The sequence below is a fragment of the Paenibacillus sp. P4_E11 genome, assembly GCF_056401635.1.
The window spans coordinates 39,255-62,559 of the sequence record NZ_JBFUIX010000019.1 but is presented as its reverse complement, the minus strand read 5'-3'; the positions used below and the strand labels follow the sequence as shown (position 1 = coordinate 62,559).

The window sequence follows — 23,305 nt, the reverse complement described above, 5'->3', positions numbered from 1 at the left end:
TGTTTCTAAGTTTACACAGATGATGCAATAGGCTGGTTGTCAGACTGGGATGCATGTTTCTTACGGAATTGGATGATAAAGTACATGAGCGTTAATAAGCTCGCTCCTACTGCGAATGCTCCAAGAACAAGTACATTGTGTCCCAGATAACCATAATCACCACTGGATATGACCGCTTTATACCCTGATACAGTATAAGTCATAGGCAGCCAGCTACTTAACGCTTGCAACGGTGCCGGGATAAGCTCCAGTGGGAATGTCCCAGCCGATGTAGTAAGCTGCAGAATCAAGATGACAATCGCAATAAATCTGCCGGGGTCACCGAATGCTGTAACGAGAAACTGTACAATAGCCATGAAGGTCCAACTTACAAGTACGCTGAACAACATGAAGTACGGGATGCTCTGAACCTCAATGCCCAGTCCGAACAAGAGTACCAGATCCACAATAACGGCCTGGATTACACCAACGGACAACATCATGCCCCACTTGCCAAGGAACCAGCTGAGTCCAGATTTCGGCTGAACAGCAGTTTCCCGCAGCGGCAATACGATCGTTAATAACAAGGAACCGACGAACAATCCCAACGATACGAAATAAGGTGCGAAGCCAGTACCATAATTCGGCACAGGGGAAAGCTTATCTTCTTCTACTTGAACTGGATTAGCGAACTTATTATAAGTCGCGTCCGTCGTCTTAATATCGGAAGTCTGGGAAGAGGCTTCCTTCAGCTTGCCGGACAGCTCACCCGATCCAGTGACCACTTGCGTCGAACCGCTGGATAGTTGATCGGTTCCATCCTTCAATTGCTTCGTTCCATCTGCTAGCTGCGACACGCCGCCAGACAACTGGGCGAGACCGCTTTGAAGATCAGAACCGCCTTTGGCCACTGCCTGAACGCCTTGTACTAGAGCACCACTGCCGACCTCGGCTTCACCCAGCTTCTGACCGAATGTGCTTATGCCTTGCGACAGCTGCTTGCTTCCATCCGCCAGCTTCGCTGAGCCGTCCGTCAGCTGCTTGCTGCCGGCAGCTAGAGCATCCGTGCCAGCTGCGACCTGGTTGCTGGCCGTAATAAGCTGCTGCAGCGCATCGTCCTTGGCCAGATCGGGATGGGCTTCCGCCCATTTGGTCAGGCCGGCGGACAAGCTGCCCGCACCTTCCTTGATCTTGGCCGCCGATTGCTCGGAGCCTGCCAGATTAGTGTGAAGCTGAGCGGCGCCGGCTTCACTCTGAGCGGCGCCTTGAACGAGCTGATCATTCGCCGCGCCGAGTTGGGTCAAGCCCCCCGATAGCTGCGCTGTTGCCGATTGAAGCTGAGTCAACCCAGTCTTCAGTTGAAGCGCACCAGTATTCAGATCAATTGCTCCATTGCGGATCGGAATAGTGCCATCCATCAGCTTGCCTAGATTTACATTCACTTGAGTAATGCCATCATCGACAGCTTTGCTTCCATCCGCTAGCTTCTGTGCTCCATCTGCTGCTTGCACCAAGCCATCAGACATCTTCGTGAACGTTGTGAAGATCGTTTGCGCATACGTTTTAGTCAATTGCTGAGAGATTTCACCTTTCATCCGATCTACAGCCGATTTCCCAATCTGAGAAGACAGGAAGTTGTAGCTCTCATTCGGATAGAAGTGGAATAACGCTGAGGCAGGCTGTTCAGTCAGCACCTCCGACGCTTTGGCCGAGAAATCTTCTGGAATTTCCAACCCGATATAATAGCGGTTGTTCTTCAACCCGTCCATCGCTTCCTGCTGATCAACGAACTTCCAGTAGAACCCGTCCGTTTCCTTGATCTTCTCAACGAATTGCTCGCCGACATTAATCGGCTCCCCATCCACAACCGCACCTTGATCCCTATTAACTACGGCTACAGGCAAGCTGTCCAGCTTGGCGTAAGGATCCCAGAACGCCCATAAGAACAGTGAGCTGTAGAGCAACGGAACTAACGCTACGGCGGTAACGGATATCAATAGCTTGCGGTTGCTGAACAGCGTTCTCCATTCAGCCATGTAACTATTTTTTCTACTTTGCCTCATTACTATTACGCCTCCAATACTTATTGACCGATATTCTCATATAGTCATTTCAGGATTAAAAAAAAGCTGACTTCATATACCCTGAATAGCCAGCCCGTCAAACAAATACAAGCGGAACAACTGGGAGATCTCTTCCTTACTAAGCGGTTTATGGCTTCGTTCCCACTCATAGATGAAGGCTATATACAATTTCAGCATCACGAATGCCGTAATCTCCGGATCGCAATCCCGAATTTCTCCTCGATCTAGTGCTTCCTGAACCTTACGCTTGATGAAGGAGAGAATAGCCGTTTCAATCTGCTGAATGCCTTCCTGAGCTTGCGGTGTTCCCATATCCCGGACTTCGTGTGTCAGCTTGATCGTAAGCTCATGAGTCCTGCGAAAATCCAGAAGCGCGTATAGAGCGGATTGCAAATTGTCCAATAAAGGCTTGTCGGGCTGAAGTACCCGCTCGGCGATCGATCTCATCTCGATGATCAGCTTGCGCATAATCTCGTCGAATAGCTCTTCCTTGTTCGTGAAGAAAGTATAGATCGTACCCTTCCCCACATTGGCGATCTTCGCAACCTGATCCATCGTCGTTGCCTTGTAACCGAACAAGGTGAACGATTTCTCCGCGGCTTCCACTATGCTGGCTCTTCGATCCATGCTTGCAACCTCCCATCTATCTGATTGATTGGCTGACTCGTTGACCAAATGACCAAATCCGAATATCAGTCACTTCTGAAATGTATTATACACCGGAACATTCCGTTTGGCAACTGCGAAATGTTCCGATAATATTCCGTATTGTCCGACACTTGGTGAAACCTATAACGACTTCACCATACCGCCATCAACGAGAAGCGCTTGGCCAGTCACATACGTGTTGGCGAATGAACCGAGGAATACGACCGATCGCGCGAATTCTTCGGGCGTGCCGTAGCGACCGACTGGGATTTGGGTTAGAAATTGAGCTTCTATCTGATCCTGGCTCATTTGCTTGACCGTGGCAATCCGTTCATCCAATTGACGAATCCGATCTGTAGCAATTCTGCCTGGAGCGACGGTGTTCACCAATATATTGGCATGGCCATACTCGGATGCCAAACTCTTCGTTAATGCATAGACACCCGCTCTGAACACATTGGACAGGATCAAATCTTGAATCGGCTGCTTGATTGACACCGAACTAATGTTAACAATTCTCCCGCCTTGTCTCGCCTTCATGTAGGGAAGAGCCTCTCGAGTCAGGCGGATTACACTCATTAGGCTGCTCTGGAAAGCAGCTTCCCATGCAGCATCGCCAGATTCAATGAAATCGCCGAAAGAACCGCCTGGAGGTCCACCTGCGTTCGTCACGAGTACATCGAGACCACCGTGAACTTCTGCCGCCGATCTGACAGCACCTGCAATACTGGTCGGATCCGCAACATCCAGTTGAACCTTATGTACCGTCTGTCCAGTCTGGAGCTTGATCTGTTCAGCCGCTTCCTCCAGATGCTCCATGCTTCGGCTTGCTATTGTGACGAGAGCTCCCTCGCGTGCGTATTCAAGTGCTGTGGCCCGTCCTAACCCTTTACTGGATGCGGTGACGAGCACTGATTTATGTGTTAATTGCAAATCCATTCGTATGTCTCCTTTCAACAAAGTGAATCATGAGTGTGAGCCAGTTAGGAGAAGATCAAGTTTTTCTCATATTGGGTAAGTCGTCTTGCCGGAATATCGAGCACGATTTTACCTCGGGAAAGTCCCCAGATTCGGGTTGAGAAACGTTCGGCCAGCTCCAGATTCTGCATACTGCATACCGCAAGCAGGCTCTGCTTTACACACAGCGACTTGAAGTCTGCCATCACCCGATCTGCAGAAGCAGGGTCCAGACCTTTGATCGGCTCGTCAGCGACAATAACTTTGGCCCCCTGTGCAAGCGCTCTCGCAATCGCTACACGCTGCTGTTCGCCGCCGCTTAACTTACTGACCTTCTCATGCGCCTTATCCAACAGCCCGACTTTCTCCAGAAAATCCATACCGAGAATATGCTCATCGGTCGATACAGTGAATGTAAGCTTGCGCATTAAAGACGTATGAAAAAACCTGCCGCCTAACACCGTTTTTAGCGCACTCAAATTCGGGTTCATCGAAGGCTTCTCATCAAGAAACGCCCATTCCTTGCGCAGCTTGATCCGGTCCGTCCACTTCGGGGTTGTAAGATCTTTGCCATCATAAATAAGCTGCCCTTCGGTCCAACTATCCCGCAACGCCACACATTTCAACAGCGTCGTCTTCCCGCTGCCACTGCCGCCTACAACGGCGATCAATTCGCCTTTATCCGCTTGAAAGCTGATTCGGGACAATACCTCTGTGCCATCGGTTAGCTGCTTTGTCAAATTTCTTACAATGATCATCCATCCATTTCCCCTTTGCCTGTCCTGTTGCCATTATACCATAATCCGACAACATTTCACCCAAGCAAAGAAAGCCGGAACATAAGGACTGCAGCAACTGCATGACCCTTATTCCGGCTAGACGAATCCGTGTTGCTTAGTTGTCTTTACTATGAGCTTTGGTTGGCAATTGCTTGTCTGGTTTGTTGTTCCCGAACCGTCTGCGGTTCCGTTCATCATTTGCTTGCTTGCGATGCAGCTTGGTTAGAAATTGCTCGAGGCTTTCCAAACTTATCCCCTCCCGATCACACACGTCGTAATGGAATCACGATTCAGATGATGTCGTCGTGCTCAATCTTTAGAGTGCCCCATTACCGGGATTTCATTAATAAAGCTTGTCCAGCACAGACTTTGCTGTCTTCTCAAGCGAGTCGTAGGCGGAATCCTTGACCTGCAATGCCAATATCGTAGACAGGATGTCCAAGGCATGAATCTGTGCCAGCTTCGCTGCAAACGATCCACCCTGCAGCGGAGTTTCCTTCGAAGCCGTCAACAGCACGATATCCGCATATTGCGTAATGGGGGAACGAGCATGACTGGTCAGACACACCGTTCCAGCTCCATTGCTCTTAGCCAGTCGGAATGCATCGACCAAATCTCTCGTACTCCCGGTTGTGGATATGCCCATTACGACATCACCCTTACCAACCAATGACGCAACCATGCGCATCGTATGGGTGTCGGTTTCCGCACTAACATGAAAGCCAAGTCGGAAGAACCTGTACTTCGCATCCAATGCCGTAATCCCGGATGAGCCTACCCCCATGAACGTGATTTTGCTAGCTTGACGGAACAGATTGATCGTATCCTGGAGCGCACGTTCACTGAGCAGCGCGGAGCTGTTGTGAATGTTCTGTGCGTTAAGAGCCGTCAGCTTATGGATTAAAGTCGCCATGCTGTCCGTTTCTTCGATGTCGCCTACCATCTGCTCTTCCGGAGTGGTCAAGTGTTGGGCAACCGACAGCTTGAACTCCTGATAGCCTTGGAAGCCGAGCTTACGGCAAAATCGGATTACAGACGTCTCTCCCACGCCAGCCTTCTCCGCCAAATCCGTGATCGAGGAGTAGACGGCAGCTTCGGGATCTTGAAGCACGGTCTCTGCTACTCGCTTCTCGGACTTCGTTAACGATGGAAGTAAGCTGGTAATAGACAATAAGGTGTGATTCAGTTCATGATTTCTCGGATTGACCGTCACGCTTCATCCCACAACCGTCGAATGTTGTTCAGACCGGTAGCGATCCCCCACTTGCACTCCTCTTTCCCTTCGAACTCCAGAGACAAGTATCCATCGTAACCGGAAGCCTTCACAACGCGGATCACTTCGACCATATCAATGTCCCCTTGACCGACAATGGCTCCTCGCAAGTAATTGCCGCTCGACGATTGGAACCATCCATCACCTGGATTGCGATACGAAGGGCGAACGTAGAAATCTTTGAAATGAACCATCGAAGCTTGGGAAATGCTCTTCTTCACGGCAGTTACGGAATTCTCATCCACGCATAAGAAATTGCCGATATCCATCGTTGTTCGGAAATTCGGCCGATCCACAGCATGCACGAGACGAAGCACGCGTTCGCTGGCTTGCACATAGAAGCCATGATTCTCGATACTAGTAACAATTCCGTACTGAGCGGCGTAGTCGGCGATCACACTGCATGCTTCCACCATGAGTGGGAAGTCCTGCTCGAAGTTGGCTGTTGTCGTCTCTGGAATCGGCCGGAATGCGATGTCATGACGCATGCGCTTGACACCAAGACCGTTTGCAACATCGACATGTTGCTTGACGCGAGCGATCTCAGCATCGAATTTGTCCCGACTGTCGGTGATGAAATTCGCTCCAATGGCGTAGTTCGATACTTCAATTCCGACGGAAGCCGCCTTCTCGCGAATCGCCTGAATCAACTCCGGGTTATCGATTAATGAGAACTCGATCGGAACGATCTCAATATGCTCCCCGCCATTACTCGCCACCCACTCGATAGCTCCGAGGATATCCATTTCCTTATTTCTCATTGCATTCAATAAGCTGTATGAGCTAACTCCCAATTTCATCGCATTCGTTTCCCCTTCTAAGTAAAGTTTGTCGCACAAGTTGTGTATGAATTACAACGAACGCTCGATCGCCGAGATGAGGGATTCATCCTCCGGGACAACCTTAGGACTGAATCGTTCTACAATTCGGCCTTCGCGATCAATCAGGAATTTCTCGAAATTCCACTGCACTTCTTCATCAGGACGGTCGGAGTTCGTAGTCAACCAAGTGTAGAGCGGATGACGCTCAGCTCCAATGGCATGTACTTTCTGAAACAATTCGAAGGTAACCCCATAGTTCAGCGAGCAGAACTGTTGAATTTCTTCCATCGTACCTGGCTCCTGCCCGGCAAAATCGTTCKAAGGAAAGCCTAAGATACGCAATCCTTGATCCTTGTACTTCTGATGGAGCTCCTCCAGGCCGGCATACTGCGGGGTCAGTCCGCACTGGGACGCGACATTCACAATCAAGAGCACGTCCCCTTTGTAGTCGGACATATTGCGGGATTGTCCACTTGCGGTTGCTACGTTGACTTCATATAAAGAACTCATAGCCTGTATCCCTCCAATCGGTTTAGCCTAAGTATAGCACCCGTCGGTTCGCAGGAAAAGGCAGAGCTCTCGTGGATATGAGACACACTTTGCTCAATAGCATACAGATAACATACAGGTTGCTGAGCAGTCACATTAATGGTATAATTATAATCTTTTCAAGCGGAAAGTACCTTCGAATGGATGGTGACGAATGAACGCGGAAACCGAGCTGCAGGACGCTTTTCAGGAAGAGCTGGAGAAGCTGGAACGAACTTCGAACTGGATCGATACGAAACTCAAACAATTGAGCGTCATCCCGCGTTATTATGGGCACGATTACACCGAACAGGCGCTTGACGCGATACGCGAGCAGGCCCAGCACCAGCTGAATAAGGCAACCGAGGAGCCTTATTTCGGACGCCTGGACTTCGAGGAAAGCGGGATGACACGGATTCAACCGCTGTATATCGGTAAGTTCGGTGTCGAGAATGACGAAACGAATGAACCTCTGGTCATCGATTGGCGGGCTCCGATTGCCAGTCTGTTCTACTCCTTCACAGGTGGAAATGAGCTGGCCGCCTACGACTCTCCGGACGGTGTCATCGACGGTCTCGTCTATTTGAAGCGGAACTTGGTCGTGCGGAAGCAAATGTTGCAGCGAGTCGTAGATACATATACTCGAGGCGGCGATCAGTTATCGGTCAACGATGAGTTTCTGCTCTACCGATTGGGCGAGAACAAGGATAACAAGCTGCGGGATATCGTCTCGACAATTCAGGCGGAACAGGACCGCATCATCCGGTCGGCACGCCATACGGCGATGGTCATTCAAGGTGTTGCCGGAAGCGGTAAAACTACTGTAGCTCTACATCGATTGGCCTTCCTGCTATATCAGTACCGCGATCAAGTGAAGGCCGAGCGAATGATCATTTTTGCGCCAAACCAAATGTTCCTCGACTACATCTCATCCGTACTGCCTGAGCTCGGTGTCGGGAGCATTCAGCAAACGACGTTCACCGACTGGGCGTTCGACATATTGGACGATAAGCTGAAACTAGCGAATCCCACTGAGCGACTTGCTCATTGGTTCGCACCTGGACCTGACCGTCCGGAGATCGATGAGTATGCACCCGGTCGCTGGAAAGGCTGGATCGGATTTATGAGCATACTGGACGAAGCACTGAACCGATATGAAGCGAATTTCTTGCCGGAACAAGACTTTGAACCTTGGGATATCGCCAAGTTGGATGCCAAGACGATTCATAATTGGTTTAATGTCGAATATCAACATTATCCTGTATATAAGCGCAAAGAGCGCGTGAACGCTCGGATCAAACGCTGGATTGAGATGCAGCTTGATCTCGTACGCGACCCGGGGCGTCGCAAAGACTTCAAGAGCAAGGCGACACAGAAGCTTCGCTCCTATATGAAGTTATGGCCTGACCATTCCCCATTCGGCTTCTACTCCGAATGGCTTACCGGCAAGCTTGGCATACACGGCACTTCGGAGGGTGCGATGCCTTCGCCGCTCCCTCCTGCTCTTGCTGCCGCCTCCCAACGTGGACTGGCGAAGCGCGAAGTACAACCGGAGGATTTGGCCCCAATCCTGCACATCCATGATCGCTTCTTCGGCATCGACAGTGACCGGGTATTCGATCATATCGTGATCGATGAAGCGCAGGACTTCTCGCCATTCCAGGTAGCCTTGCTGAACCGCCATGTGAAGGGCGGCTCCTTCACCATCCTGGGTGACTTGTCCCAAGGAATACATGCCTATCAAGGCATACTCGACTGGAACGAGATGCTCGGGCTGTTCCCGGAAGGCACAACGGCCTTCCATCAGCTGGAGCGGAGCTACCGCTCGACGATGGAGATCATCCACTTCGCGAACGTCGTGCTGGCGCGCAGCGTCCCTTCGGCCGTGCCGGCCATCCCGGTGTTCCGCAGCGGCGACAAGGTCAAGCTGCTCGCGGCTCCCGCCGCGAAGCGCGTCGCGATGATCGCGACCGCGATCGCTCGCAGCCACGAGGGCGGCGCGACTACGGTCGCGGTCATCGGCCGCACCGAACGCGAATGCGCGGCGCTGCACCGCGAGCTCGGCCGCGCCGGTGTCGAGGCCACGCTGATCGACGCGGCGCAGCGCCGGTATGCCGGCGGCGTGTCCGTCCTGCCGGTGTATCTCGCCAAGGGGTTGGAGTTCGACTCGGTGATTCTCACCGATGTAGACGACACCCGCTATGGCGAGAATGCGCAGGACGGCAAGCTGCTGTATGTGGGTTGCACGCGCGCGCTGCATCAGCTGTGGATTCACTACGACAGCGCAGGGCGCTTGTCCCCGCTCATCGAGACGAGTGACGACGAGATCGTCACGATCGTGAACGAGTGACTAGCGGAACCAGGAGTCAAGAAGTCAAGGAGGTTGGAACTGCAATGACCTATTCGCTTCGAGAAGAAATTGCCAATGCAATCAGCCACGGCATTGGAGCACTGCTCAGTATCGCTGCGCTCGTCCTGCTCGTCGTCTATTCCAGCTTGTTCGGAGATGTATGGCATATCGTCAGCTTTACGATATTCGGGACCACGATGGTGCTGTTATATACATTCTCCACCCTGCTGCACGCCTTCCCACAGCATTGGAAGGCCAAGCGTGTATTCGAAATTCTCGATCACTCCGCGATATATTTGCTAATAGCCGGAACTTACACCCCGTTCCTACTCGTAGCCATTCGTGGGACGCTCGGATGGACGTTATTCGGCATCGTATGGGGATTGGCCCTATTCGGGATTGCCTTCAAAGCGTTCTTCGTGGATCGCTTCATCCTTTTGTCCACCTTGTTCTATCTCGCAATGGGGTGGCTGATCGTGATAGCGATCAAACCCTTAACTGCCAGCCTGCCATCAGGCGGCATGTTCTGGCTAGTGTTCGGTGGCGTGCTGTACTCATTAGGGACGGTGTTCTATGTGTGGCGTCGCGTTCCTTATCACCATGCGATCTGGCACACTTTCGTCATTGGCGGAACTGCCTCTCACTTTGTTGCTGTTCTGTTCTACTTGCTCCCGATTAGCCATACGGTTTAGTGCTCGGATTGCCTTCTCATGAGCTTGAGTTGAATACAACGACCAGAAACCTAGCCGATATACGATCGGTTAGGTTTTTCTTAATGAACTCTTATGAATATAGGATGCTCTCCTTTTTTTGAACGCGCCTAATGAAACACTTGCGTCGGACAGACGATCCTCTGGGACCGGACGGTTTAACTTTACTTAGGGAACGAGAGTCCGCTATATTAGCTAATTTGTGCAAGAATGTGGACAAGAGGAAACGTCATTCCACTATTTCGGCTTTTCACCCGCAATTCGACTGGAAACCAAGCACTTAGCGGAATCTCGTTCCTTCTCGGGGTTGAAATCGAATGAAATCGGGAGGATAACGGAACGACGTTCCCTACTGCTTGTGGAAAAAGAACAAAAAGCTGCTCAAAGACAAAGAACCACTGGTTATTTACCTCCAGTGGTCCTTTGATCCCTTTCATAGCTGTTCAACCGGCGTCCGATAATAGTCGACCAAATCTTGTGCAATCTCCGCCATACGATCCTTCAGGGACGAAGGTTCCAGCACTTGGATCGACTTGCCGAAGCTAATGAGCATGTAAGGCACAATATTCCTAATCGCATGAGCATCCAGCATAAGTGTCAAGTTCGCTGTGGAGCGTTCCACAACGGCTTGTCCGAATAGCCAGTGGTGGCCAAGATCTTGAATGGCCTGCGGTTTGCCTTGGAGTCGGATGCAAGTGAGCAGTTCATTATCCGACTTCTCCCCGACGAGGTTATTCAGAAAGTAACTTTTCGCTGAAAACTCCGCAGGTCTCTCGAAGCTGCGATCTGTGCGCGATAAAGCTTGAATCCGATCCACGCGGAAGCTACGAATTGCGTCTCGTAGATGACAGTGGCCGATGATGTACCACTTGCCCTTCCAATACACAAGACCGTATGGATTCAGAAAACGGGTTTCTGCTGTATTTTCATAACCTTTGGCATATTCCATGCACAGCGTGACTCCATCCGCCACCGACTGCTCCAACTGCTGCAGGAATGTAATCAATGGAGCGTTCGACGGAGGACTAATAACCTCGAAGCCTTTCAGATGGCGATTAATATCATCCAATTGCTCCTCATTCGTATACATCTTCAGCTTGGATACCGCACGATTCAGATCATCGCCGAACGGATATCCTGCCTCCTGAGCGAACAGTGCAGCGTGGATAAGCGCCTTCTGCTCATGCAAGTCGAATATCAACGGTGCATCGGTGAACGACTGGAGTAAGCTGTAACCGCCATTATGGCCAGAGTCGGATATGATCGGCACCCCACTTGCACATAAGGCGTCGATGTACCGATAGACGGTACGAATGTTCATTTCTAACGCTTCTGCAAGCTCTTTGGCCGTTCTCCGTCTGCTCGATTTCAGCATCCAAAGCACAGACAGCATATTGTCCGCTTTTGCCATCTTAGTCTTCGGACAAGCTGCTTTCTCTCAGAATGACGTCGTGCGCCCCACCCTCTACAAGACTGGTTGCGGATACGAGCGAAATTCTGGCTTTGCGCTGCAACTCCTCAATCGATTTCGCTCCGCAATTACACAAGGTAGATTTGATTTTGCTGATCGTCTTGTCCAGGTTTTCGCGCAATCCGCCTGCATACGGCACGTAGGAGTCTACGCCTTCTTCGAATATGAGGCCCTGCTTGCCTCCCATGTCATACCGCTCCCAGTTGCGGGCCCGATTAGACCCTTCAGCCCAATATTCCTTCACAAAGTTGTTGCCTACCTTCAGCTTCTTCGTCGGACTTTCATCGAATCGGGCGAAATAACGACCCATCATGATGAAATCCGCACCCATAGCCAACGCTAGCGTCATATGGTAATCGTGCACAATGCCTCCGTCGGAGCAGATCGGCACGTACACGCCCGTTTCCTTGAAGTATTGATCTCTTGCTTCCGCTACCTCGATGATTGAAGAAGCTTGACCACGACCAATCCCCTTTTGTTCCCTCGTGATACAGATCGAGCCTCCGCCTATCCCCACTTTGACGAAATCGGCACCGGACTCCACCAGATAGAGGAACCCTTCCCGATCAACTACGTTACCCGCGCCGATCTTCACATTATAGTTCGACTTGACGTATTGCACCGTTTCACGCTGCCACTCGCTAAAGCCATCCGATGAATCGATGACGAGTATATCTACGCCAGCGTCGACCAGGGCAGCTACCCGTTCTTTATAATCCTTCGTATTAATGCCCGCGCCTACGATATAGCTCTTGTTCCCATCCAGCAGCTCAAGCGGATTTTCCTTGTGAGCATCATAATCTTTGCGGAATACGAGATAGTCCAGGTTGTACTGGTCATCGACAACGGGCAAGCAATTCAGCTTGTGCTCCCAGATCAGATCGTTCGCTTCAGACAGTGTCATCCCCGACTTCCCATAGATCAGCGATGAGAACGGCGTCATGAATTCGGAAACCGGCTTCTCCATCGAATCCCGGCTCGTTCTGTAATCCCGGCTTGTAACGATACCGAGCAGCTTGCCCTTAGGTGTTCCATCATCGGTAATGGCTGCAGTAGAGTGGCCGGTCTTCTCTTTGAGTTCCAACACATCTCGAAGTGTATGCTGCGGCGTCAAATTCGATCTACTTACGACAAAACCAGCCTTGTAGCCTTTAACTTTACGCACCATATCGGCTTGATCACGTATTGACTGGGAACCGAATATGAAGGAAATGCCTCCACAGCGGGCTAGAGCTACGGCCATATTGTCATCGGAAACAGATTGCATAACAGCTGAGGAGAAAGGGATGTTGAGGGTGAGGTCTGGCTTGTCACCAGCTTTGAATTTGGAGATCGGGGTTTTCAAAGTAACATTAGAGGGTGTACAGTCCTTGGTAGTTAAATTCGGGACAAGTAAATACTCGCTAAACGTGCGGGACGGTTCTGTATAATAGTAAGCCACAATAGTGATCCTCCTTATCGGGTCGGGGGTAAATTTTTACAAGCATACCACCGATCCGAGCCGGAAGTCAATCCGTAGTTCGTATATTTGTTATAGATGAAGCTCGCTTAACCAGACATTGTACAAATAGGCAATCCCTGTGATCAGCACTCGCCAATGACGCGCTCCGTTCCTCCAGTATTAGACCGATGGAACAGATGGAGTTTCCTAATGTAGAATTGGTGAAGCAGCCCTGTTAAGCTAGGTATGGGAGTTGCTCCTCCACTGGTTTCAAAATTATTAGGCTAATTAAATGAAGAAAGCGAGTTGGACGCGATGAGCAGCTGCTGTTGGATGGCTGCAGGGTGCATAACGCTGCCCAGCTTGTCGGCTATAAGGACGACAAGCTGGGCAGCGTATTTCGCAAATTTCGGGGCGTCGCTCCGAGTGAAATCAAAGCTTAATCCACAATCCATCGGCATCGTTTCCGCAGCTACGGGGCAACCTATAGGGGAACATTTCCAGACTTTAATCAGAGGTGAAGATGTAAAGGACCTTCCAACATGCCTTGCCCGGGTATAAGATTTATGACCATACCGAGCGGTGACTTTATGACATGCAACACATAAGATGACAGATTTCCGTTATCATTCGTCGTATTTTTTGTCGTTATCGTGATTACACCGTCATTTATCCCAAGCTTCTTTTCTTAGTCCAAAGAGCAGAATCCATTGTTGCATTCACTCCTTTCTATCTAACCTGAATTTCAGCTCAAACAAGGACTCGGCCAGAATGCCTAATTCAAACGGAACGGCACCTTCATATTTTTGAGATACATCGTACGGCCATTGCTCCAAAGGGAAAAAATGCGAGCCGTCTTTATTTACCTGTTCCAGCAGCCGCCCCGCTATTGCACAGGCTTCTTCAAAGCTCTCATCTGTTTTTTCATTTATTAATATAGCGATTTGGTAGGCATTCGTATGTGATGCTCCTCTTCTCGAAGAGGAAATACAATAGAGCTGCTCTTTGGCAGAACCCGCGCTGTTAAAACCCATCCAGCCATATTGACCGGCATAAAGCTCATTGTTCATCCCCGCAAACGGAATACATTTGATGTATTCATTAAACGCAAATAAAGCGTAATGCAGATATTGGCAATGGCTGATGTTCGAATTGGTGCTGTCCGCAACGATTGTGTCCGAATAACGGTGGAATAATCTGAAATTGCTTTTATTCTGTATAAAGGCTATCCTCCAGCGTTCATTGTCAGGCTCAAGCGAAAGGCCCATCGCGAGCGCTCTCATGCCGGCTCCAATGGAATTGGATACAATATCGGGATGTGCATATTCCAGCCGCGTTGCTCCCTCTTCCTCTACAATAAGGCAGCTCATCTCCGCATATGCCCGCAAATAATCATTCATTCTTTCCACCGTTGCCAGTTCTCCCTTGCGCTGGCATATTTGGCTACATAACCAGGCTCCGGGAAAGATTCGTGAGGTGAATTGATAACCCAGCTCTCCCTGCTTGTACCGTTTTAGCATTTCTGCCCCGCCCAGATGGGCTCCATAAGCCATGCACATTTGATCCAGATCATGTACAGCTTGGGCAAAGCTAAGGTCTTCCGTCAATTGGGCCAACATTAGATTCCCGCAGTATGCTACTGAAAAAGGATTCTCCCCAGCACTTTTGGAGCCCCCATAGGCGCGGTAGTAGTGTCCGCCCACTTTTACGAGTAGTTCCCTCAACAGCAGCTCCAGTTTCTTTTTGCTGTTTGGATCTGTAACTACGCGGCTGACCAGGCCCACAACATTGGAGGCAACTTTTTCGCTGAGAGTTTTGTTATTCAATGATGCATCAAGATAAAAGGAGCCGGCAAAGACTTCTCCCTCGGAGATGGCAAAATGTTTACTTCCCGCCCCATATCGCCATCCACCCTGTATTGCTAAATCATCCTCTTCTTCTATAATTTCAGAAAACGATGGATAGTGGGGATTGCTGAAATCTGTTCTGGGTCTGTCGCCATGTACAGAATCGATGCCCGCACACAATAGTGAATCCCCCTGTTTCCAGTGCAAACAGGTATATTGATCCGTTTCCTTGCCGTGCAGCTTCCCCTTCGCCGGGATATGCCTCAAAACACCGTACATTCCCAATATTTCATCAGCCTTTAATTCTCTGAGCGCTCTGCTGTAAAAATAAATTTTCCTTTGACCATTGGCATAGTAGCGGTAACGCACAGTAACTTCCAGCGTGGATTCCATCTCATATACCTCTTCGGTTTCAGTAAAAATCGGGCCAGACTCTTTGATTGCACAGGTTTTTTTTATTGTGGCAACATCAAAAATACTGCATTCATGCTTATATTGATCCAGAAATACATATTCAAACCCAGTTGGATACATCGGATCATCCCCGGCAACTCTGGAGAAATTCTGCGTCTGCGCATGGTCTGATTTTGTTTTAACCCCAAGCTTGTATTGTTTGGAAGAAGCGGCTGGAATGCTGTCTATAAAGGAGATGACTCCATTCTTCAAACTGCCGTCCTCATATCTGCCAATATTTTTTTCATATCTAAAGTTAACCGTCCTGTCATCTTCCCATTGGGTAGGCAGTGCAGTCCCGAATTCATCAGCTAGATATATTTCTTCATCCTTTTTACATGTGCCCTGCTCAAGACTTACATGCAACGTGATGATCTCATTGCTGCAATCAATATTCCTTCTATTATAAACTGTACTATGCACTGTCTGCGCTCCTTCAATTAACTTCGCAATACCATGAGGGCGTGAACCCTATCAGTCCATATATTTAGACAAAATCCTCAGTGCGCCATTGATCCGCACTGAGGGGCATAAAGCGCCGGCACGGGCTGAGTTGCACCGAGCCGGCTTCTCTGCGAACGACGCTGTCCGCGGGTCACTTCAATTTGATATTCCCGTAATAAGTTGCATAAAAATGAAATGTTCCTGACGTCACGCCAACCGGAGTCGCTAAAATAGCATTTGCAGCAGTATCAACCGCAAAGGTAAAACTGGGCCAGCTTGCAGATAAGCCTTCCAACATGCCTTGCCCGGATATAAGATTTATGACCATACCGAGCGGTGACTTTAAGACATGCAACACATAAGATGACAGATTTCCGTTATCATTCGTCGTATTTTTTGCCGTTATCGTGATTATACCGTCATAAGAAGAGGTCGATCCTCTATACGAGGTACAAGTAAAAATTGACGTATTGACTCCGGTAACCGGCGCTTGCCTGTAGGTGCTGGAAAATCCGCTGCTGTAGTTGCTCCTCAGGCTGGAGATGAAAGCCCCTTTAATATTATTAAAAAATTTATCGCCCACACATTCATTTCCGCTTTCGATAACGGTCACCATCGAAGCAGCATCTTGGCAAATTCCGTAATGGGTAATGCCGGATAGCAACGGTGTTCCGTAATAAGTGGTATTGGAAGGATCGTAAGCGAACAAGTTGTCTTTTATGTTGATCGTTCCTGTTCCGGAAACATAGACGCCAATCGCATGCTTCGTAAATCTGGAGATCACATTATCTGTAATATTTCCATCAACGGCAGAAGACCCAGTCGTTTTAATACAGTCATACAAGTCTTTTTGCCCGGACCAAGCGAACAGATTATTCGCAATCGAGAATCGTTTTGGTTTATCCAAGACTATAGCTTCTTCTCCCGCTTCGAACATGTTATTTCCCGAAATAATCAGCCAATCCGATTGCCCGATATAAACATTGTTTCTCTTGGTTTGATTTTTGGTTGGAAATCCCGGGAAGAAAAACGTATTATCCTTGATAAGCAACCCATCGATAGATTCACAGTAAACGTGCTGTTTCCGGGCGACATTCACGATATTGTTCGTAAAATGGCAATCGTTTGTAATCTGCCATGATGCGTTTCCGTTCAACGATACGTACATTGCGTAATCGACATCATAAAAATGGTTATTGTCGATTATAATTTGCCCGATGGAATGATCCGACGCCCTGATCGAGGGATTGCAAAAAACCGATTTGGCCGTATTTTTGAAAATACATTTGGAGATAATTCCTCTTCTTGCCCGTCTTATTTCGATCGCATCTTGAGGCGATGCATGGTCGAACGTCACCCCTTCTATGTTAAAGATGACGTCTTTTACCGTTAATGGCGCATCGATAACAAGTTTCCCTTTCAAGACGCCTTTGCCCGTTATTTTGATTTCGGCTTGCCGTACAGTCAGTTCGGTAAAATGAAAAGTCGAGTCCGATGGGAAGTGGAACTCCCCGCCTTGCGGGACATTATCGAGCGCAGCTTGCAAAAGGGCTGTTTCGTCCGAACCGTCCCCGATTGCTCCCGAATCTTTGGCCGTCACAAAATATCGGGCGGATGTCTGCATTTGATGCAGTTCTGCAAGCTCAGCCGCAGTATTCGCCAAGCTTATCGTCCCATAGCGTCCTGAAGTAAAGTTTACGCGATCCCCGACAAAAGCAACGGAAGACGCGCCTGACAACGTTCCGGCATCGTGGTATGTCCCCCCTGGAAAAAAAACTTCCCGGTTGCCGGCGCTGATGGCAAGGTCAATTGCTCCTTGGATGGCTAGCGTATCATCTGTGGTACCGTCACCCTTTGCACCAAAATCTTTGACGCTGACAAGTTCGCGCAATTTGTCGCCGACCGTTCGCTCGGACCGACCGGGAGCAATGAGATAAGAAACCCGGTCGGCATCCGTATGCGGTCCGCGGCCCAGGTCTGGCTCCTTTTTCCCATAGACAGCTTCTGTGACGGAAGACTCCCTGCCCATGGCGCTAAGCAATCCTCCCGATACAACCGCAGCGCCCGCAAGTCCGATAGAGGCCACCAGCTTTCTCCGGCTGATCTTTACGTCCGGTTGAACTTCTGCTTGCGTTCTCGCCTCTTCCTTCCCGTATTGTTCGTCTCCATGCTCACTTCCGGCTTTTTTTGAAACCATCCGCAATCTCTCCCTTCGGCAGCATCGGCTGCTATTCAAACGCTGGACCGATTACGGGCAGCCCCGCTCGGCCCTTGCGCCTTCAATAGAGTAAGCGCTTTTCCCGCCATTTTTTTACTTCTTCATAGCTGCAATCGCCTTATTGGCCTCTTCCTCCGCCAATCGGAGAGCCGTGTTCAAATCTTCATCGCCAAGTATCGCTCTGTACGCATGGCTAAGCAGCTGTCCGTTCACTTTGCTGTCGTACTTGGTGCGAGAAATCGGCGACGCGTATTTGTTCGTAAATAACGCGTTGACTACGTTTTTGTTTTTGAATTTCGAGTCCTGGGCAAACGCTTTTTTAATGCTCTCGTTTTTCAAAACGGGAACGTGCCCTTTCTTGGACATCTCCATCTGGACTTCGTCGGATGTGAGGTATTTCAACACTTCCATCGCCTGTTCTTTGTACTTGCTTGTCTGCGTAATGAAATAGAAATCGGGGTAAGGCTGTGTTCCGATGCCCGGATTTTCCTTGAAGACCGGCAATGCCGCCATATCCCAATTGAACGTATCGAATTCCATATTGTTTTGAAGGCCGTAGTTCATGACGAACATGGCGATGTATTGATCTTTGCTATAGTCGTCGCTCATGAACGTTCTTTTTAATAACCGTACCTTTTCCTTATAGCCTGGATCTTGCGCAGGCGCCAAAACGAGCGTCTCGACAATTTTTTTATACTTGTCGTTGTTGACCGCCGCTTTGTCCGTCGTTTTATCCACGTATGGCAGCGAGTAAGCGTTCATGCTCAAAGCATGTTGGACCGAGGCCGCTAGGCCGATATATTGACGGCCGTTGTCGGAACGCGTCAGCTTCTTGCCGATCTCGATCGCCTCGTCCCACGTCATGCCGTCCTTCGGGTACGAAACGCCGAACTTGTCAAAAATGTCCTTGTTGTAATAGAGAACCAGCCCCCCGTTGTTGATCGGGAGACCGTACATCCCCCCGAACTGCTTCATTGCCTCGATCGTGGCCGGTTCGAACCGATTCAAATCGATCCCGTGTTTTTGAGCCAGCTCGGATATGTCGAACATCAGACCGGAAGGTATGGTCGAATTCACCGAGTTCCCGACGGAATCGAGTACGAAATCGACTTGCGTCCCGGTGGTAACAAAATTTTCGAGCGTATTGTTGCCGCCTCTCGGGATATAAGTAAATTTATAACTCGGAAATCTTTTGCGTAAAGCGTCACCGAATTTTTCATTCCAACCCTCTTCCAGCCCCCCCGACATGCCGAAAAAGACCAGTTCCGCAGGCTCCTTCGTCCAATCCTTCTGCCCCTCCGTCTTTAACCCGTCTGCTGGCGCTTTGTTTTGGTTACTGCATGCCGCAATCAAAACAACCAGCAGCGTAACGATTAGCAACATCGACCCTTTTTTCATCATTCGCCATTCCCCCCCGCACCTCAGTGCCTTATGTTTGCTGATGCTTTGCATCAATACTCTATAAGTCTACTGAAACCGATCAGGGAATTCTTGGATTTTTCACCATATAATTTGGTTGAAATAACAATTGTCGTCCGCATTTCATTCGTTGTCATTGTATTCATCCATTTTCTCTTCTATAATGTAAACGGAGGTGCTGTACGATGCGTTTTTACTCAAATGATGAATTTTTGGAGAGCGCCGAATTCCCATTCTGCGGGTTCCTGTTTGCAACTTTGCCGGAAAGGCCGAGGATGCCGCACTGTCACGATTTCATCGAGCTGGTGTACGTTTCCGAAGGACGCGGCGAGCACTTTTACAAAGGATCCTCCTACCCGATTTCGAAAGGCGACATATTCGTCATCCCTCCATACGTCGAACACGATTACTCCGTGATCGGGAACGTACCTCTGGACGTATACAACGTTATTTTTCTCCCTTCGTTCCTAACGACCGAATTGCAAGCGCTGTCAAATGTGACGTCCTTCTTCAATTTTTTTTATGTCGAACCGTTTTTCCGACAAACTTTCGATTTCGAATCCCATATGAAGCTGTCGATTCTCGAAGGCCAGGAGATCAAGCAGCGTCTGGAACGCATCATCGAGGAGTTCGACCGTAAATCGCTTGGTTACCGGATATCCATTAAAGCGCTGCTGATCGAAATGCTCGTATGGCTAAGCCGCCGATACGAGGAACGGATCATCGCCCCCTTGCTCCTTACGAACCAATCCAAGGCGATCCAATCCATATGCACGTTTCTCGACCACCATTACGCCCAGGACATCAGTCTGGAGCAAGTTTGCCAAATGTACGGGATGAGTCAATCGAGCTTTACGTTCAAATTCAAACAGACGATGGGGAAAACGTTTACCGAATACCGCAACGAAGTGCGGATTCATTCCTCGCTAAAGCTTCTTCGCGAAACCGATAATAAAATTATCGCGATAGCCGAGGACGTCGGAATTAGCGATCTGAGCTATTACAATAAGCTGTTCAAGAAGCATACCGGGCTCACTCCCCGTGGATATCGGGTCAAATACAGGAGCGAACTAAGCCAAACTTGACCMTGAATCGTTGTAAAGCGAAGCAGTCCAGATAATGAGAAAAACAAGAAAGCCCAGCGCCGTGTAACTCGACGCTGGGCCGGACTCGATTATACCTAGAAACCGTTAACCATACTTATACGTAATGCCATAACCGCCCTTCGGATACACCCAATCGATATTATCGGAAGGGCAGGCGATGYGGCACGTGCCGCATTCGATACAATTCTCGAAGGCCACTGTCGTGATCTTCAGCTTCTTCTCCCACTCGTACACATCTGAGGGGCAGAAGTAATTGCAATCCTTCGTCGTACACTTGACGCAAGTATCGGATTCCTTAATGATCAGGTGAGACTTATCATCACACTTGTAGCGGATCGTAAACAGCCTGTCGGAAACACCGCACTGGCTCATCCGTTCATCGCCCTCCATCCTTTGTAACCTAACTTGAGCAAACTCATCGTCCCGCCGGCCGCATCCTTCAGCATCCGAATGCCGTTGCGCTGCTTCTCGGCCTTCGAGATGCCGTCTACGGTCAGGAATTGCAAGGCCGCTGCGTTCAACGCTCTAGGCAGCTTATCGAACAGCAGTTCGGGGTCTTCATGTTTCAACAGTTCGTGCATGCCTTTGTATTTCTTCAAATCCTTATGCACGAACGAGGCGCGGATCTTCGTATCGTAACGTTTCATTGACGCCGCCGAGCAATCTTCTCCTGCCAGCTTCGCTTCGACGATCGCTTCCCCGGCCAAGCGACCTGACGTCATAGCCAGATTCGTTCCTTCGCGATGAACGAAGTTCACAAGCTGTGCCGCGTCGCCCGCCACACACCAGCCACTGCCGGACAAGGCTGGAATCGAATTGTATCCGCCTTCTGGGATGAGATGGCCGGAATATTCCTTCATCTCCCCGCCTTGAATGAGCTTGCGGATCATCGGATGCTGCTTGACCGCATCGAGCAATGCATAGGGCTTCACCCTTTTGTCACGCAGATGGTTGACCATGACCCCAACGCCGAGTGAGATTGTATCCTTGTTCGTGTACAAGAAGCCCATCCCAGCCATGCCGAGCGAGGTCTCGCCCATGAACTCAATCGTAACGCCTTCGTCCCCCTCCACCCCGAAGCGATCCTCGATCTTCTCCTTCGGCAGCGAGATAATCTCCTTCACCGCCAGCGACACTTCATCTGGCTTCCATTCACGGTGAATGCCCATCGCCTTGCCTAGCAAAGAATTCACGCCATCGGCGATAATGACAACGTCGGCGTACAAATCGCCGTGTTCGCGATCGGTGCGGACGCCAACAACCCGGTCGCCTTCGCGAATGACCTCGGTTGCTACCGTCTCATAGATCGGTAAGGCCCCCGCTTGAACCGCCTTGTCCGCGAACCAAGGATCGAACTTCACCCGGAGGCCGGTGAAGCAGTTGTACGGCTCCTTGAACGCCTCATTACGATGTCCGAGTGTAACCATCGAATCTTTGCCCATCATCCACAGACGCTGCTCGACGACGTGCCGCTCCACAGGCGCATTCTTCTCCTTCCAGAATTCCGGCACGAGCTCTTCGATCTGCTTCCGATATAATACGCCGCCGAACAAGTTTTTGGCACCGGGAAATTCCCCACGCTCCAGCAGGACGACAGACAAGCCTGCCCGCGCCATCGTAAGTGCTGCCGCCGCACCGGCGGGGCCCGCCCCAACTACAATCGCATCGAATTTTTCATTCACCTTCGGTTCGCTCCTCTTTATCCCGTCTTCGACGACTTCGTATCAGCTGCTATGCCGAACAGGCCTCTTCGCTTGCGCACCTCTGCGGTAATGGCCGGAACGATCTGGAATAAATCCCCCACGATGCCGTAGTGCGCGAATTGAAAGATCGGGGCATCCGCATCCCGATTGATCGCCACTACGACGTCCGAGTTACTCATGCCTACTGTATGCTGCACCGCACCAGATATGCCGATCGCGAAATACAGCTTCGGCCGGACCGTTGTACCTGTCTGGCCTACCTGATGCTCGTGCTTGATCCACCCGGCATCTACGGCTGCGCGTGAAGCGCCTACCTTACCGCCTAGGGCATCGGCCAGTTCCTTCAACAAGGCGAACGGCTCAGGTCCGCCAAGACCGCGTCCGCCTGCGATAATGACATCCGCCTCTTCTAGATTGACATGCCCGGTTTCTTCGATAAAGTCCAGCACCTGCGCGGCAATGTCTTCTTCCTTCAATTCGCACTCCAATGAAACAACAGTCGCTTCACGTGAATCGTCCCGAGGCAGCGCTTCGAATACCCCGGCTCGAGCCGTTGCCATCTGTGGTCGATACTGCTTACATAATATGGTGGCCATCATCTTCTCCGAGAAGGCCGGACGGCTCGCCAGCAGCAGACGGGACGGCGGCGGCTCCACATCAAGCTCCGTCGTATCCGCCGTCAATCCCGTCGGCAGGTGAGTACCAATCGCACCGGCCAAGTCCCGGCCTGTCGCCGTGGCGCCGAATAGCACGATCTCGGGTTTCTCCTCCTCGATCAACTTCAACACAACCCGGCTGTATGGCCTTGTCCGGTATGTCTTCAGCACCGGATCGTCGCAGACGAATACTTTATCTGCGCCATAAGCGGCGGCTTCTCGGGCCAGATGCTCAATCTCGCTGCCCATAATGAGGGCGAGCAGCGGAACTTCCAGCTTCGTAGCCAACTTACGGCCCTCTCCGAGCAGTTGCCAGGATACCGCCTTCGCTTGGCCCGCCCGCTGCTCCACTACGATCAGTACACCGCGATAGGCTGACCAATCCGGCATTTGCTCTTCCGTTCGTTCTGCAGACATT

Annotated in this window: 20 protein-coding genes; 3 read left to right on the top strand and 17 right to left on the bottom strand. The window is 50.3% G+C overall.

Features of this window, described 5'->3' with window-relative positions:
• Nucleotides 1-11 precede the first annotated feature (11 nt).
• The 8 genes from AC1DWB_RS10230 to AC1DWB_RS10195 form a co-directional block, all read right to left on the bottom strand.
• Nucleotides 12-2,042 carry a YhgE/Pip family protein gene (locus tag AC1DWB_RS10230; RefSeq protein ID WP_477540952.1) on the bottom strand — a complete coding sequence of 677 codons (2,031 nt, stop codon included), beginning with the start codon at nucleotides 2,040-2,042 and terminating at the stop codon, nucleotides 12-14.
• Nucleotides 2,043-2,114: 72 nt separating this feature from the next.
• Nucleotides 2,115-2,690: a TetR/AcrR family transcriptional regulator gene (locus tag AC1DWB_RS10225; RefSeq protein ID WP_477540951.1), complete on the bottom strand. Its 576-nt coding sequence runs from the start codon at nucleotides 2,688-2,690 to the stop codon at nucleotides 2,115-2,117.
• 162 nt (nucleotides 2,691-2,852) lie between these two features.
• Entirely contained in the window at nucleotides 2,853-3,650 is a 798-nt protein-coding gene (locus AC1DWB_RS10220) for an SDR family oxidoreductase (RefSeq protein ID WP_477540950.1), read from the bottom strand.
• A 44-nt stretch (nucleotides 3,651-3,694) separates the two neighbouring features.
• Nucleotides 3,695-4,426 (bottom strand): phosphonate ABC transporter ATP-binding protein, encoded by a 732-nt coding sequence (locus AC1DWB_RS10215; RefSeq protein WP_477540949.1) that lies wholly within the window; start codon nucleotides 4,424-4,426, stop codon nucleotides 3,695-3,697.
• A 136-nt stretch (nucleotides 4,427-4,562) separates the two neighbouring features.
• A complete protein-coding gene (locus tag AC1DWB_RS10210) occupies nucleotides 4,563-4,694 on the bottom strand; it encodes a DUF4023 family protein (protein WP_477540948.1) in 132 nt (43 codons plus the stop codon).
• Nucleotides 4,695-4,790: 96 nt separating this feature from the next.
• Nucleotides 4,791-5,660 carry a MurR/RpiR family transcriptional regulator gene (locus AC1DWB_RS10205; RefSeq protein WP_477540947.1) on the bottom strand — a complete coding sequence of 290 codons (870 nt, stop codon included), beginning with the start codon at nucleotides 5,658-5,660 and terminating at the stop codon, nucleotides 4,791-4,793.
• Nucleotides 5,657-6,520 (bottom strand): sugar phosphate isomerase/epimerase family protein, encoded by an 864-nt coding sequence (locus AC1DWB_RS10200; RefSeq protein ID WP_477540946.1) that lies wholly within the window; start codon nucleotides 6,518-6,520, stop codon nucleotides 5,657-5,659. Before AC1DWB_RS10200 ends, AC1DWB_RS10205 begins: the two co-directional genes overlap by 4 nt.
• Nucleotides 6,521-6,571: 51 nt before the next feature.
• Nucleotides 6,572-7,051 carry a glutathione peroxidase gene (locus tag AC1DWB_RS10195; RefSeq protein WP_477540945.1) on the bottom strand — a complete coding sequence of 160 codons (480 nt, stop codon included), beginning with the start codon at nucleotides 7,049-7,051 and terminating at the stop codon, nucleotides 6,572-6,574.
• 193 nt (nucleotides 7,052-7,244) lie between these two features.
• Between AC1DWB_RS10195 and AC1DWB_RS10190 the strand changes: the two genes are divergently transcribed.
• A complete protein-coding gene (locus AC1DWB_RS10190; protein ID WP_477540944.1) occupies nucleotides 7,245-9,419 on the top strand; it encodes a HelD family protein in 2,175 nt (724 codons plus the stop codon).
• A gap of 44 nt (nucleotides 9,420-9,463) precedes the next feature.
• Nucleotides 9,464-10,111 (top strand): PAQR family membrane homeostasis protein TrhA, encoded by a 648-nt coding sequence (gene trhA, locus AC1DWB_RS10185; protein ID WP_477540943.1) that lies wholly within the window; start codon nucleotides 9,464-9,466, stop codon nucleotides 10,109-10,111.
• 451 nt (nucleotides 10,112-10,562) lie between these two features.
• Here trhA and AC1DWB_RS10180 read toward each other — a convergent pair whose 3' ends face one another.
• From AC1DWB_RS10180 to AC1DWB_RS10155, 6 genes are all read right to left on the bottom strand, one after another.
• The gene (locus AC1DWB_RS10180; protein WP_477540942.1) at nucleotides 10,563-11,540 is read right to left on the bottom strand and encodes a helix-turn-helix transcriptional regulator; all 978 of its coding nucleotides are present in this window, start codon (nucleotides 11,538-11,540) and stop codon (nucleotides 10,563-10,565) included.
• A 1-nt stretch (nucleotide 11,541) separates the two neighbouring features.
• Nucleotides 11,542-13,041: an IMP dehydrogenase gene (locus AC1DWB_RS10175; RefSeq protein ID WP_477540941.1), complete on the bottom strand. Its 1,500-nt coding sequence runs from the start codon at nucleotides 13,039-13,041 to the stop codon at nucleotides 11,542-11,544.
• A gap of 284 nt (nucleotides 13,042-13,325) precedes the next feature.
• Entirely contained in the window at nucleotides 13,326-13,496 is a 171-nt protein-coding gene (locus tag AC1DWB_RS10170) for a hypothetical protein (protein ID WP_477540940.1), read from the bottom strand.
• Between the two features lie 264 nt (nucleotides 13,497-13,760).
• Nucleotides 13,761-15,764, bottom strand: a complete 2,004-nt coding sequence (locus AC1DWB_RS10165) for a hypothetical protein (protein ID WP_477540939.1) — start codon at nucleotides 15,762-15,764, stop codon at nucleotides 13,761-13,763.
• A 172-nt stretch (nucleotides 15,765-15,936) separates the two neighbouring features.
• On the bottom strand, nucleotides 15,937-17,982 hold the full coding sequence (locus AC1DWB_RS10160) for a glycosyl hydrolase family 28-related protein (RefSeq protein ID WP_477540938.1): 2,046 nt from the start codon (nucleotides 17,980-17,982) through the stop codon (nucleotides 15,937-15,939).
• Between the two features lie 114 nt (nucleotides 17,983-18,096).
• Entirely contained in the window at nucleotides 18,097-19,404 is a 1,308-nt protein-coding gene (locus AC1DWB_RS10155; RefSeq protein WP_477540937.1) for an ABC transporter substrate-binding protein, read from the bottom strand.
• A gap of 203 nt (nucleotides 19,405-19,607) precedes the next feature.
• On the opposite strand from AC1DWB_RS10155, the gene AC1DWB_RS10150 reads away from it, so the two are divergent.
• Entirely contained in the window at nucleotides 19,608-20,507 is a 900-nt protein-coding gene (locus AC1DWB_RS10150; protein ID WP_477540936.1) for an AraC family transcriptional regulator, read from the top strand.
• 105 nt (nucleotides 20,508-20,612) lie between these two features.
• Here AC1DWB_RS10150 and AC1DWB_RS10145 read toward each other — a convergent pair whose 3' ends face one another.
• Genes AC1DWB_RS10145 through AC1DWB_RS10135 form a run of 3 tightly spaced genes read right to left on the bottom strand, consistent with a single transcriptional unit; the run spans nucleotide 20,613 to nucleotide 23,304 of the window.
• On the bottom strand, nucleotides 20,613-20,900 hold the full coding sequence (locus AC1DWB_RS10145; RefSeq protein WP_477540935.1) for a ferredoxin family protein: 288 nt from the start codon (nucleotides 20,898-20,900) through the stop codon (nucleotides 20,613-20,615).
• On the bottom strand, nucleotides 20,897-22,210 hold the full coding sequence (locus AC1DWB_RS10140; protein ID WP_477540934.1) for an FAD-dependent oxidoreductase: 1,314 nt from the start codon (nucleotides 22,208-22,210) through the stop codon (nucleotides 20,897-20,899). Before AC1DWB_RS10140 ends, AC1DWB_RS10145 begins: the two co-directional genes overlap by 4 nt.
• A 17-nt stretch (nucleotides 22,211-22,227) precedes the next feature.
• Nucleotides 22,228-23,304: an electron transfer flavoprotein subunit alpha/FixB family protein gene (locus tag AC1DWB_RS10135; RefSeq protein ID WP_477540933.1), complete on the bottom strand. Its 1,077-nt coding sequence runs from the start codon at nucleotides 23,302-23,304 to the stop codon at nucleotides 22,228-22,230.
• Nucleotide 23,305 lies beyond the last annotated feature (1 nt).

What these genes read in the sequence shown, in the direction of transcription:
- AC1DWB_RS10230 (WP_477540952.1), bottom strand. Translation starts at nt 2,042, where the DNA reads ATGAGGCAAAGTAGAAAAAATAGTTACATGGCTGAATGGAGAACGCTG.
- trhA (WP_477540943.1), top strand. Translation starts at nt 9,464, where the DNA reads ATGACCTATTCGCTTCGAGAAGAAATTGCCAATGCAATCAGCCACGGC.
- AC1DWB_RS10190 (WP_477540944.1), top strand. Translation starts at nt 7,245, where the DNA reads ATGAACGCGGAAACCGAGCTGCAGGACGCTTTTCAGGAAGAGCTGGAG.
- AC1DWB_RS10170 (WP_477540940.1), bottom strand. Translation starts at nt 13,496, where the DNA reads ATGGATTGTGGATTAAGCTTTGATTTCACTCGGAGCGACGCCCCGAAA.
- AC1DWB_RS10215 (WP_477540949.1), bottom strand. Translation starts at nt 4,426, where the DNA reads ATGATCATTGTAAGAAATTTGACAAAGCAGCTAACCGATGGCACAGAG.
- AC1DWB_RS10155 (WP_477540937.1), bottom strand. Translation starts at nt 19,404, where the DNA reads ATGATGAAAAAAGGGTCGATGTTGCTAATCGTTACGCTGCTGGTTGTT.
- AC1DWB_RS10200 (WP_477540946.1), bottom strand. Translation starts at nt 6,520, where the DNA reads ATGAAATTGGGAGTTAGCTCATACAGCTTATTGAATGCAATGAGAAAT.
- AC1DWB_RS10220 (WP_477540950.1), bottom strand. Translation starts at nt 3,650, where the DNA reads ATGGATTTGCAATTAACACATAAATCAGTGCTCGTCACCGCATCCAGT.
- AC1DWB_RS10225 (WP_477540951.1), bottom strand. Translation starts at nt 2,690, where the DNA reads ATGGATCGAAGAGCCAGCATAGTGGAAGCCGCGGAGAAATCGTTCACC.
- AC1DWB_RS10160 (WP_477540938.1), bottom strand. Translation starts at nt 17,982, where the DNA reads ATGGTTTCAAAAAAAGCCGGAAGTGAGCATGGAGACGAACAATACGGG.
- AC1DWB_RS10135 (WP_477540933.1), bottom strand. Translation starts at nt 23,304, where the DNA reads ATGTCTGCAGAACGAACGGAAGAGCAAATGCCGGATTGGTCAGCCTAT.
- AC1DWB_RS10180 (WP_477540942.1), bottom strand. Translation starts at nt 11,540, where the DNA reads ATGGCAAAAGCGGACAATATGCTGTCTGTGCTTTGGATGCTGAAATCG.
- AC1DWB_RS10150 (WP_477540936.1), top strand. Translation starts at nt 19,608, where the DNA reads ATGCGTTTTTACTCAAATGATGAATTTTTGGAGAGCGCCGAATTCCCA.